This window comes from uncultured Ruminococcus sp. (genome assembly GCF_934476685.1).
Taxonomy (GTDB): domain Bacteria; phylum Bacillota; class Clostridia; order Oscillospirales; family Ruminococcaceae; genus Hominimerdicola.
Genome location: NZ_CAKSNX010000006.1, coordinates 1 through 12,855 on the forward strand (window position 1 = coordinate 1; position 12,855 = coordinate 12,855).

The window sequence follows — 12,855 nt, forward strand, 5'->3', positions numbered from 1 at the left end:
GAGTGACAACCAATCTACAGGCGCAGACTCTGGATATAATACATTTCAATCAACACTCCCACGAAGGGAGTGACAACAGTAACACAAAAATCGTAGGTTGGACACGTAAATTTCAATCAACACTCCCACGAAGGGAGTGACTTTGTGCAATATGTGGTACTATATTGGTATGGAATTTCAATCAACACTCCCACGAAGGGAGTGACATGCGGAAGACTTTAAATCTTCCGCATATTTTTTTATTTCAATCAACACTCCCACGAAGGGAGTGACCTATCTGTACAAGGGTGCTTGTCTTACCAGTACCATTTCAATCAACACTCCCACGAAGGGAGTGACAGGTTTTTTGTCGTATAAATTTTCCTATATCCCACATTTCAATCAACACTCCCACGAAGGGAGTGACACAAAATAATTAAAGGTTTGTTCAATGCTATGGTATTTCAATCAACACTCCCACGAAGGGAGTGACCATTGTTTTTAACAAAGTGCTTCGTGCAATTCAATTTCAATCAACACTCCCACGAAGGGAGTGACCAGAACAAGAAGAAGAAATTATGCAAGCCTTTTATATTTCAATCAACACTCCCACGAAGGGAGTGACGCATAGCGACAGGTACAGGAAATACGAGTTATTTTATTTCAATCAACACTCCCACGAAGGGAGTGACCTTGGACGTTGGAAACTTTTTTTACAAGCAAAAATATTTCAATCAACACTCCCACGAAGGGAGTGACTGATTGTTCACCTTTACCTCTTGCAACTGACGTGTATTTCAATCAACACTCCCACGAAGGGAGTGACTCAGCAAATTGTAATGGTGCAGAGGTTCAAATTTATATTTCAATCAACACTCCCACGAAGGGAGTGACGATAAAGCGAATTAACATCTGCGGTTGTCCCGTTGTATTTCAATCAACACTCCCACGAAGGGAGTGACCATTATAAAATAATCAAGGCTGTGGAACAAACGTATTTCAATCAACACTCCCACGAAGGGAGTGACTGTGTTTTGTAAATACAAAGCAGATTGTAAAAGTATTTCAATCAACACTCCCACGAAGGGAGTGACGATTGTTCGCCTTTACCCCTTGCAACGGACGTATATTTCAATCAACACTCCCACGAAGGGAGTGACTGACATTTGAGGAATTTGTAAAAAAGTACAACGATTTCAATCAACACTCCCACGAAGGGAGTGACCAATGTAGCACAGGACGGCGAAAACCTTACAGGCATTTCAATCAACACTCCCACGAAGGGAGTGACGCACCGCAGACCGTAAATTGGAGTGTTGATAATATTTCAATCAACACTCCCACGAAGGGAGTGACTATAATGGTTCGTTGTTCTGACGGCAAAGGCGCAATTTCAATCAACACTCCCACGAAGGGAGTGACGAAATCAGAAAAAGTTGAGATACACAATAGCATTATTTCAATCAACACTCCCACGAAGGGAGTGACTAACGAGTGCTTAACAACTTCTGACATTTGGGTTATTTCAATCAACACTCCCACGAAGGGAGTGACTTTACAATCAGGATAACGTAATTTACATTTAAAAAATTTCAATCAACACTCCCACGAAGGGAGTGACAAATGTCTTAGGATAATCAAGCGAAAATTGATAAATTTCAATCAACACTCCCACGAAGGGAGTGACCTACTTAGCGGTAATGATTGTAGTCCAAGCAGGGATTTCAATCAACACTCCCACGAAGGGAGTGACTTACCACTTTTGCTGTGCATTACTGATGGATAAAGAATTTCAATCAACACTCCCACGAAGGGAGTGACTTGCATCACAGACAAGAGCAATAACTGTTGTTACAATTTCAATCAACACTCCCACGAAGGGAGTGACGGCAAGCTAGACGTTTATAACAACCCGATAAACCATTTCAATCAACACTCCCACGAAGGGAGTGACTGCGTGACAGCTTGAAATTATTGCCTTTTTCCGTTATTTCAATCAACACTCCCACGAAGGGAGTGACTTGTCATAGTCCTTATTGTCCGACTTCTCATTATATTTCAATCAACACTCCCACGAAGGGAGTGACGCAGGAACGAACGATTATAGACAAAACGTTGCAATTTCAATCAACACTCCCACGAAGGGAGTGACTGCGAAATATACAAAAATATTCCGCAACCAATATTCATTTTGCATAAATATTGGATTTTTTTATTGTTCTTTTCTTTATTTGTCTGCACTTCCTGGCTGATAAAGCACTTGTTTTTATGTTCACAACGCACTCATTTTATGAGTACTTGGGGTTCGCTCAGAATATCATATCGTCTTCGGGAAGGTATGTTTCCTTTGCGCCGTAATGCTCTATCTTTGATTTATAGCTGCTGCCCAGATTATATATCCGCAGACTGTCTGTTGACGTGTTTATTACTTTCAGCAGCTTATCTCTCACCACACACAGCTGCACTGGATCAAGGCTGCATTCAAACACCGAATTCTGCACACGCTGTCCGTAATCTACACATATTTTTGCGGCTTTTCTCAGCCGTTTCTTCCCTGCCGCTGTTTCTGTATTCACATCATATGTTATAAGCACAAGCATTTTTTACACCTACTTCCACATATAGGGAGGGTAACTTTCCATATCTCCCCTTATGGTTCTTGCCAGCAGCATTGCCTGAACATATGGCAGCATTCCTATCTCGACTTTTTCATTAAGGAATGGGTGCGTCAGCGTTTCACGCTTTTTAGTCTGCCATGCTGACAGCAGCTTTTTTCTGCCGCTGTCATTGAGCAGAACTCCGTGATTTTCCTGTTCGTGAAAGTCTTTATAGGTCAATATCTTCCTGTTTATGAGAGTCAGCACAAATCTGTCGCATACACACGCTCTGAACTCCTCTACCATATCAAGAGCAAGTGAACATCTTCCCGGACGTTCGGTATGATAAACTCCGCAGTAGGGGTCAAGTCCCACACTTTCCAGAGCGCTTACGCACATTGAGGTCATAAGGCTGTAAACAAAGGAAAGCAGCGCATTTACGTTATCCATAGGCGGCCGCCTTGAACGTGAGCGGTAATAAAAATCTTCTTTCTGCTGAAGTATAAGATCGTCGAACAATGAAAAATAGATGTTCGCAGCCTCCCCCTCTATACCTCTCAGACTGTCTGCATTTGTACATTCAAAAGCCTGCATTGACGCTGTTTTAAGCATTTCAGAACTGTTCATAAAACGCTGCTCGTCTATACGCATAGGGTGGTCACGCAAGGCTCGCTGAATTACGGAATTTGAGTTATGTATTTTTGCACATATTATATTTGCCGCAAAAGATATCTTCTCATCTTCCCTGTCGCAAAGCCTGTACTGCTGTCTGCGCAGAAGAATATTTCCGTATGCTTTGCCGGTTATTTTCGCAAGAAATTTTCCGCTTGGTTTGAGAAAGACCAGCTGTTTGTTAAGCTCCGAACATTTTCCCATTAGTGCAGGACTTGCGCCGACATAACCGAACAGCATTATGCCGTCGATCGTATGTATCGGCACTCGCCCCAGCACCTTGCCGTTTTCGGATACCACAACGTTCTCTCCGTCAAGAGAAAGATATGCCTGTTCATTTGTAACATAAAGTGTATTAAGCAGCTTTTTCAAATGTATCACTTACCTTTCTCTTTTATTACGGCTGTTCCTCAAGATTTTTCAGTATGTACTTCTGCGGATCTCCTGCCCTGCCGAGTTTAGGCAGACAGAGGTCTTTCAGCGAACAGGCATTGCAGCTTTTGGTCGGCTTTACCTTTGGTATATACGAATTTTTCATATAGTGGTGCATAAGCTCAAACATCTCACGGACTTCTGTTCGCATAGCGTCGGTAAACTGCACCTTTGTCCGCCGTTTTGTTTCGCCGTAAAACAACGCACCTTCTGATATTTCACAGACCAGCATTTCTTCAAGGCACATTGCCTGTGCGCACAGCTGGAAAACGTCCGCATTATGCTCTTTCGGACTGCCGTGCTTGTACTCCACAGGATACACCTTGTATCTTCCCTCTCTTCCGCTGAGGGATATACCGTTATCATCTCGGATAAATTCTACCACGTCACATTCTCCGCTTACGCCCATAGCTCTTGAAAATACAGGCAGTCCTCGTGATATCAGTATATCTCCCCTGCTTTCGGAGGACATACTGTCATGGCATTTATCGTGCATTATCTCTCCCTCAGCCGTCCGCAGGTTTTCTTCCCACAGCATATCTATATGTATTAGCGCCCATTGCCGCTGACAAAAGCAGAAATGCTGTATACCCGACAGCATAAGGAAGTCTTCCTCACGATATTCCATTATATGCCTTCGATTATCTCAGGCTTAAGACCTTCAAGGTCTGTTTCGCAGATATCGTAGTCGTCGAAGCTTGCAGGAACATCAACGCCGTCCTTTGGTGTGATCTTTATTGTATTGTGTACCTTTGCGGAGGAATACTGACCTATCTTATTGTTATGCTTCCACCAGTAAACTCTGCAAACCTCCATACTTCCGTCAGGTCTTGCCGCTGAACAATCGTTTACGAAAAGCGTTCTCAGGCACTCCTTTATCTTCTCTGCGTCCTCTTCGGAGAATTTTGTCTTTTCAGCCAGCTGAACATTGATTGAACCCTTTATAACATACAGCCCGAATGCTACCATATGCTTGCTTCCCATTGTGTCGGAGGACTTTCCGCCGTCGGAAGTAGTTTCGGAGTTCACGCTCTTTGTTATCTGCATTGTGGATACGTCAACAGGTGAAACGCTCAAAGCCTGATGTAAAGTAACAGGTCCTCTTACGCCTACAGAAACGCCAGCTCCCTTTTCCTTTTTGGACTTGTATGCAAATACCTGTCCGAAGCTTCTTACATCTATCCACTTTGCGCAAGCCTGTTCAGCATAATCATCTGTGGAAGAATATGATGTTATAGTACCCGACGCTCTGTCGCTGAGGCTCTTGAACTCATCGTCTGTTTTTTCTGCCGACTGAACAAAAATGCTTTCGCCCATATCCTGAAGTCTGTTTCTTATTTTCCTCTTTATGCATACGTCTGATATCTCGCCATGACCGCTGTATGTTGTTCTCGGTCTGTTTCCATCGATAGGATCTCCGTTCGGATTAGCGTTGTTTACTGTGCAAAGTACCATAAAGTCGATTTTGTTAGCAAGTGTTCCCATAATTAATTTTCCTCCTTAGTTTTTGTAAACATTTCTTTTCTCTGAAGATAATATCCAAGCAGATAACTCTCGCTGAGCGGTCTGTTAAGAGCCGTAACATCATCTGTTTCAAACATTGAAAGTATCTTTCCGATAAGCGATTTGTAATATGCCACCGAGGCTGGGGCAGTCTGTTTGAAATACGGCACAAGCTTGTCCTCCAGCAGACTCCATGTATGTAATGGGTGATTTACGAACGCAGGCTGTAACTGTGTTGCATTTGTCACTCTTGCGCTCTTGTCAGAATTATTGTACGTTCTGTACTCGACCACCTCTGCTATGGCTAAAAGCCTGCCGAAAAGGTAACTTCTGTCTGTTTTGTTTTCGTCAAGTTTCATTTCAAATTTCACATCCTTTTTTAAATCATTGTAATATTTAGCTGCAACGGCGCAGGCTGTTGACAGCACATTTCTGTAATTACTGCGGTTTTTATACCTCTGAGGATTTGAGGCTCTTATGAAAAGCGCCCTTACGATATCTCTCGGAACAGGCTGACAGTCTGCTATGCAGTGAACTATTCTCTGTACCTGCTCTTTAAGTATCTTGTCATTCAGATCAATAAAATCTCCTCTTTCATCTCCGAAAGCGTACTTTATTATCCTTATCGTATCGGGTGTTTTTACCCTGTCTCCGTAACTTCCGTCCGAAAGCTTTGCAGTAAAGTACCAGCAGCAGCTTTCTGCCCAGCGTTCCATTCTGTCCATAAAGTCGGAAGCTTTAAGCTCATTATAATAGGTTATGGAAAGCCGTCCTGTCGTAGCCGCATCTAGTGCAATGATTATATTCACATCAGTTTCGGAAAACTTTGCTTTCTGACCATTAAAAAGGTTTCTGACCTCGTTTTTATACTCCTCATGAGTACCGCCGTCTATCTCTTTCTGACCCCACCTTGGATCAACAAGGTTTATAGTCTTTTTTCCTCCCGGACACCAGCATATATATGTACGCTTAGTCTGCATACCTACTGTATATCCCTGATTTTTAGCAAGCCATGATAAAGCGTTATGCGCCTTCTGAGTTGCCTCATAGCTTACTGTGCAGGCTTCGTCCGAATCCAAAAAACGTCCTCTGAAAGTAAAATTTGCTTTATCATTTGCAGAGATAAGCTTTGCACCATAGTTTGACGCAACTATTCCTTTCGGGTGGTTTACGCATACGGTCTGCTCTTTTCCGCTCACATAGCATTTATCACGTCTGCCGTCATTGACGGAAAAATAATAATCTATAAATGCCTTATACAATGATTTATCCTTCCAGCAAGCCTCTTGTGTATCTTCCATACTGCGCACTCTGAATCTTACCAAAGCTTTTTCGTATGAGTTTCCTGCTATCTTCTTATCCGAAAGTATCCCATTATCATCAAGCTGAACGACGCCAGCCTTTACAAGGTCGGATATTACCTGTCCTTTGCTGAGATATGCATATATCGCCTTTACTTTCGGGTGTGAATATTCTGACTCAGACCAGTTTTTCAAACCCTCGATATACGCATTAAATTTGTCATTCTGCTTCTTTATCTCTTTTTCATCTCGGATATATTCTGAATAATCCCCTGCAATATATGAAAGAGTATCGCTGAGGGGGTGTGGAGCAATGCCCGACGCTCTTCCTCCCGATTCTTGCGTTACCGGGATAAGCGTCGTACAGTTATCCTTATCGACTGTTTCAGCTTCAAGAAAATTACCCTCGCTGTCTATTATCATCTCGATCTGAGCCTTTGCATTCATATGCGAGATAACAGGCATTGCTTTATCTCCGTTGTCTAAGCCGACGTTGTTGTCGTAGGTTTCACAAAGTGTGCTTATCCATGACATATTACTCCACCTCCTTTTCCGTTTCTTCAACGCTCTTGAAATTCTCATGCTCTGTGCCGAAAGGCTTTATGCTCATTTCGTGCAGAGGTCTTTGGATACAGCTGCCGTAAACGTGGTTAAGCTGTGCTTTCATATCCCCCAGACCACGCTTTATTTCATCGGGGTCTGAATAAGATATCACTCCGTTTTTCATTACTGTATGTTTAAGCCTTACTGTCATTCTGCCTTTGGTTTCTTCCGAATAAGCTTCATCGGCATAGGTTATGCCGTGATACATTATTCCGTAGTCTATCTGAGGTACATTATCGTATGCACCCTCCCCTTCATCAAACACTGTGGGAGCGGCATATGCCTGACACTCTCTTGTGCCGAGAAAGATATCACGAGTACCTCCCCTTTCTATCATTCGCTGTGCGATATTGTGGTGCTTGTTTTCATTCCTGTCCTTTTCTAGTTCAGGTCTGTTCTCATTCCATATTAAATGCGCCCGAACCTTGTACCGCACATCTTTTAAATAGGTATAGTAGGAAAGGTCATTGCCGCCTGTATTGTATTTTATCGGACGTATTCCCTTTGTTTCCGTCTGTATGGGATTCATTACTCTAACCTTGTCTATCACCCATATAAAAGTCGGTTTCCAATAAATGCTTTTCAGCACTCCTTTTATGGCTTCATATGTTGGTATCTGCATGGTGAATTTCTCTCCGCCTATCCTTGTTATCGGGTCGGAGAACAAGGCATATTCACCCCATACTTCAAACTCTACTGCATTTTCATGCATTACATTTTCCTCCCTTCAATATATCTCATCACGCTGCAAGGCGATACCTGTCATTTCATCGTAACAGCTTGCGTCAAGCGTGAATATATGACCGTCATTATATGATTTTATCATTCCGCTGTGTGTCAGCTCTTCAAAAACATTTGAAAATACCGATACGGTATATGGTTTCGCCATACTCACAAGCTTAGCCATAAATCCGATGTCAAATTCCGCCTTTTGTGAATTCATATCTGCGATTATCTTCTTCGCCGTTTCGTCATAGGGTACGATAAGATCGTATGTATTATCATCAAAGACAGTAAACTGCTTTCCTGCCTCGGCAAAAGCCTGATTTAAAATGTATTTATTCTGCGGCGACCATTTCTGATTACTGCTGAGCATATCAAAAATATTATTATTATAAAACGGTTTAACTATCTGATATCTGTAATACTTCTTATCTATTATGTTCTTGAACAGCAGTTGATAATACTCCGCCACGGACTTGCCGCTCAGTATATCATCGTCATACCTTGAACTGTCATTGCGGAAGCGATCAAGCAAACTGCCTGCTGCATGACGTGCGTTCTTTATTTCTTCAAGCTTATCAAGCTTTTCAAAATTCTCATCTGCTCTCACAAGATATACGCTGCATATATGCCCGTAATCAAAGCTTCTGTTGCATCTTCCTGCCGACTGGGCAAGATTATCAAGTCCTGCCTGCAAACGGATAAGGCTCTCAAAGGAGAAATCTACTCCTGCTTCCACAAGCTGAGTGGAAACGCATATCATTTTCTCACCGCTTTTCAGACAGCGGTTTATTTTCTCCAGCACGTCCTCCCTGTGTTTCATACACATAGCCGCTGTCAGACAGTACAGCTTTATATCCTCCGAACATCTGAGTTTAAGCTCCTTGAACAAACTCAGCGCAGACCTTTTCGTATTGCATATGACAAGAAGATTTCTGCTATCTTCCATTATCTCCAAAGACAGGTCTGTCAGTCCGTCAAGACTGATATACTTTTTTGCCATATCCTTTATCCGGGTACGTCTGAAAGTATCTGTTATGCGGCTGCATGGCTTTATTATATTGCTGTCCTCCTGCTGAGCGATACAGTAGCCGACCTTTTCAAAGCAAGGCTGTGTTGCAGAGCAAAGGACAACTTTACAGCCGCAGAAATATGCTAAAAAGTCCACCGCAAGGTTGAACATATACAGCATTTTAAACGGAACAGACTGCACCTCGTCTATGATTATGACCGAACCTGCAAGGGCGTTCATTCGCCTTATGCAGCTTGTCTTTCCCGAAAAGAGCGTGTTCAGCAGCTGAACAAGTGTTGTTATGATCATCCCGTTGTTCCAGTTTTCACATATAAGCTCATATCTGTCAAGCTCATCAGCGTCAAGATTTTCTTTAATGACATTGCTGTGATGTTCCGTCACGATATCCTTGTCAAAAGAATTATCCCTTATGACCTTTGCATTCTGGTCAAGCACCGAAAGCAGCGGCATTACGCAGAATATCCTGCTTACATTATCTTTCTCATTCACCGCCGCTGTATAAGCATACCTCAGCGCTGTAAGGGTTTTTCCTGCGCCTGTGGGGACGTTAAGGCGGTAAACCCCTCCGCCCGAATGATTTGCGGCAAACCGAGCCGCCTCATCGGAGATATCCTTTCTCACGCAGTTTATAACGCTGTCAGCTTTAAATTCTCCCAGCTTTTTTTCCAGGTAGTCAAGCTGTCCCTGCCACAAAGCCTTGTCCGCTTTGAACTTGCTGTGAGATGAGCCGCTCATAAATTCTGCCGTATCACGTCTGTCCGCATCAATAAGTGCGGAGAGCAGTATTCTCGCAAGCATACCAAGCATAAAATCATACGAAGTTTGTATATCTCCCTTTTCTTCCAAGTTGCAGAATGCTTTGTCTTTGCACATACGAATCATCTTATCTTCAAAGACTTTCAGTTTTTTTCTGGCAGCTTGAAAATACTCTTCAAGCTTTTTCTCTGCCGCACAGCACTTATGAAATCTTTCTGCGGCTAGTCTGTACTCTATATCCTGCCTTGAACATTCAAGTCTGTGGTCAAAGCCGCTGTTTTTATCAGGATCATAGCTGTCGAACATACCGTGATGACTTCCCACAGCAAATGCCGCAAGCTCGGCGGTTATTTTTGCTATGATATCGCCATTATTAAAATTTTTATTAAAATTTTCAAGGATATATATAACTCCTGCAAAGGTGTGATTTACAGAACCTCGGCGGACGTTCTCGCCGTTGGCGGAACTTCTCAGATACTTTTGAAACTTATCCGAATATTTTCCCATATCGTGAACAAGACCGATAAAATATCCAAGCTCCCCAAGTCCCAGCGGAGCTAAATTCTCACGGCAGTATTCAGCCGTTTTCCTGCAATGCTCTTCTACTGTCTGAACACATTCCCTGCCGTTATCGTTTCTAATGTGCGCAAAGAACTGTTCTTTCAGTTCATCATTATTTTCGCCTGTTTTTCCCTGATAATTTTTACCGTCCATTTGTTACACCTCAACAAAAAATCTGTTTATTTCTTTTGTCTTATTGTAATTATACACATCTTTTCATATTTTGTCAATAATTTCATTGCCTTTGTAAGTTTTTATTAACAAACGTCGAAAGATTAGACAAAAGCTGTTTTTTCTGACTTATCTTTGTTTATTTTCTACATTATAGCACATATAAAATCATTTGTGGTAACTTTTTTTGGACAGTTAAGACTTTTTCACAAAAAAACAGGAAAGATCAGATGTGATCTCTCCTGTAAAGTCTGTAAAGCACATATTAAATTTAATTGTCAGCATTTACCGCATAGATATTTGTTTCCCAAGCGGGGTAATACGGCGACTGACGCATATAGAATTTATAGCCGCTTTTTATACTATTTATATACAGCGGTATATCCACATGATCGTAACAGCGGTGATAGAGCGCACAGCATATTTTCGGCGAAAACTTTTTAATAGTATTCTTTGAACCATTCAGCGCAGGTATATCCGCACCCTCAACATCATACTTGATATATGTACATTCTCTTCCGCCCAGCAGGTCATCAAGACTGCGGACGGCAGCTTTTTTCGTATTGTTTTTTACTGATCTGTCTGTTATCTTTGCCTGTCTGCCCGAACCGCCGTCAAAGATCTGCTCTCCGTCCTCCGACCAAGCGGCGGCATTATAAATCTCGACATTATCCAGTTTCATATCCACAACACTGCGCAGGCATTTCTGAAAGTTGCGTTTTTCCGGTTCAAGGGCATATATCCTGCGGTAGCGGCAGTTTGTTCTTTTCACAAATTCTCTTATAGTATCGCCGTTATACGCACCGAGGTCGCAGTATATTTCCTTATCGTCAAGGTGCAGGGGCGGCTGTTCATTTGTAAAAATGCTCCTTAAATAATCAAGCTTGCCTGTTATTTTATATGCGTTAAGGTACACAAAGGTTTTCCTTGATTCATCATCGGAAAGCAGTTCATAGGCTTTTTTCGCTCTGCCGATATCGCTAATAAAATCCTGCTTATCGAAATGCTTTTCCCCTATAACGGGAACATCAGGGGCATAAAGCTCATGCTTTTTCCCGATATTTTCGATATGCTCCATTACGTCCGGCAGGCTTGTTCCGAACGCAAGGAGGACTAAGAGATCTGCGTTATCTGCGTCACTTCCGCACTCCTGCTCCGCCTCGCCGAGAGTTTTAACTGTATATCCGCAAAAGCTTTGTCCACGGACGAACTCATCACTTGCAAAGACACCCGAAACTTTTATATTATAGTACTCACACCAGCGGATTATCTTCTCTGCGCCGTTGCCCATACCATATATATAGACAGGTTTTTTGCTGTTCAGCACTCTGTCGGGGCAGGATTCAAGTGAGCGGAAAAACTTTTCGCACTCGTCCCAGTTATTATATTTTATCAGAATTCATCTCCGTCCATAAGGTCAGCGTCGTGCATATAGAGATCTCCGCCGATCATATCTCTTCCACGGGTGCGGTACCTATCACGGTTGATATTTATATACTCATCAAGCTTAGCAAGCACCTCTCTCGGAGCTTTGACCGACTTGACCTCTTTAACAGGAGTATCGACATCACGGACGTTCATAATTATTGTGCCGCACTTAAATATCCTCTGACCCAGCGGCAGGACAAGCTTTTTATCTGTCACACGATAAAGTTCCAGTTCGTCCTCCTCAACATTGAGAAAGCCTTTTCTGGTAATAAATTTTGTTTCGGTAAGAAAATATCTTGTAAACGAAAGCGGCAGACCGAACAGCGTTCTTTTCTTATCCGTCCAGATATAATCAAACATATCTTTTTTCATAATGCGACCCCCACACACTTATAATACTTCTATAACTATACCACACTCCCCTCCCCTTGTCAATGGTCTTCCCAGACGGGTCGTTCGGGACACTCGTAAACTCGCTGTCTGCTGTCGGGTCTGTTACTATGCGCTCGGAAGAAACCAATATATGACTTTTACTAAAACCGACTATGCTAAGGTCTTGTATCGGCTCTTTTCAATTTGATGAGGTCTTATCTCACTTTTCAAATCCTGCACACAAACCATAAACACCAAATAAAGAAAAAGCAATCACAAACCCTCAAACGCACAAAGCAAGTTTTAGGCTAAAGCCCTTTTCCAAAAGGGCTTTCAGGGGCTCAAAGGGGGCAGCGCCCCTTTGTCGCTCCCGCAGGAGCGAAACTCCCCCACGGAGGAGCTCCGCATAGGGTGAATTTGAAAATAGTCCAGCGGACTGTTTTCAAAGAGGGGCACGCCCTGCGATAGAGGGCTGCCACTTACTTGCCTACCGCACAAACTCCCCCGCAAGGGCTTGCCCCTTGCGACCTCACCGGTCGGGGTCGTTCGTGACACTCGCAAGCTCGCTGTCTACTGTCGGGTCTTCTCATTTTGTTCTCGGAAGAAACTGAGATATGACTTTTACTGAAACAGGGTTTGATGAGGTCTAATGTGGATTTTCTCTCAATGTTTCCGTAGGGGCGACCTGTGGTCGCCCGCTTCTACCACCGCCGACTTTAATGAG

Annotated in this window: 9 protein-coding genes and 1 CRISPR repeat array; all 9 genes read right to left on the reverse strand. The window is 42.9% G+C overall.

The window, feature by feature from the left end; translation table 11 throughout:
- Positions 1–42 precede the first annotated feature (42 nt).
- Positions 43–2,131: direct repeats of the CRISPR family, unit length 32 nt; unit sequence ATTTCAATCAACACTCCCACGAAGGGAGTGAC.
- Positions 2,132–2,288: 157 nt separating this feature from the next.
- The gene (gene cas2 / locus Q0E19_RS07435; protein WP_294408542.1) at positions 2,289–2,579 is read right to left on the reverse strand and encodes a CRISPR-associated endonuclease Cas2; all 291 of its coding nucleotides are present in this window, start codon (positions 2,577–2,579) and stop codon (positions 2,289–2,291) included.
- A 9-nt stretch (positions 2,580–2,588) separates the two neighbouring features.
- Entirely contained in the window at positions 2,589–3,620 is a 1,032-nt protein-coding gene (cas1c, locus tag Q0E19_RS07440) for a type I-C CRISPR-associated endonuclease Cas1c (protein ID WP_294408688.1), read from the reverse strand.
- Positions 3,621–3,645: 25 nt separating this feature from the next.
- Positions 3,646–4,308 (reverse strand): CRISPR-associated protein Cas4, encoded by a 663-nt coding sequence (gene cas4 / locus Q0E19_RS07445; protein ID WP_294408544.1) that lies wholly within the window; start codon positions 4,306–4,308, stop codon positions 3,646–3,648.
- Positions 4,308–5,165 (reverse strand): type I-C CRISPR-associated protein Cas7/Csd2, encoded by an 858-nt coding sequence (gene cas7c, locus Q0E19_RS07450; RefSeq protein ID WP_294408546.1) that lies wholly within the window; start codon positions 5,163–5,165, stop codon positions 4,308–4,310. The genes cas4 and cas7c overlap by 1 nt, the downstream gene beginning before the upstream one ends.
- A 2-nt stretch (positions 5,166–5,167) precedes the next feature.
- Positions 5,168–7,018 (reverse strand): type I-C CRISPR-associated protein Cas8c/Csd1, encoded by a 1,851-nt coding sequence (cas8c, locus tag Q0E19_RS07455; protein WP_294408547.1) that lies wholly within the window; start codon positions 7,016–7,018, stop codon positions 5,168–5,170.
- Position 7,019: 1 nt separating this feature from the next.
- Entirely contained in the window at positions 7,020–7,799 is a 780-nt protein-coding gene (gene cas5c, locus Q0E19_RS07460; protein ID WP_294408549.1) for a type I-C CRISPR-associated protein Cas5c, read from the reverse strand.
- A 15-nt stretch (positions 7,800–7,814) separates the two neighbouring features.
- Positions 7,815–10,313, reverse strand: a complete 2,499-nt coding sequence (gene cas3, locus Q0E19_RS07465; protein ID WP_294408550.1) for a CRISPR-associated helicase Cas3' — start codon at positions 10,311–10,313, stop codon at positions 7,815–7,817.
- A 289-nt stretch (positions 10,314–10,602) separates the two neighbouring features.
- Positions 10,603–11,658, reverse strand: coding sequence for an FkbM family methyltransferase (locus tag Q0E19_RS07470; RefSeq protein WP_294408551.1), 1,056 nt, complete (start codon positions 11,656–11,658; stop codon positions 10,603–10,605).
- A 65-nt stretch (positions 11,659–11,723) separates the two neighbouring features.
- Entirely contained in the window at positions 11,724–12,131 is a 408-nt protein-coding gene (locus Q0E19_RS07475) for a PH domain-containing protein (protein WP_294408552.1), read from the reverse strand.
- Positions 12,132–12,855: the final 724 nt, after the last annotated feature.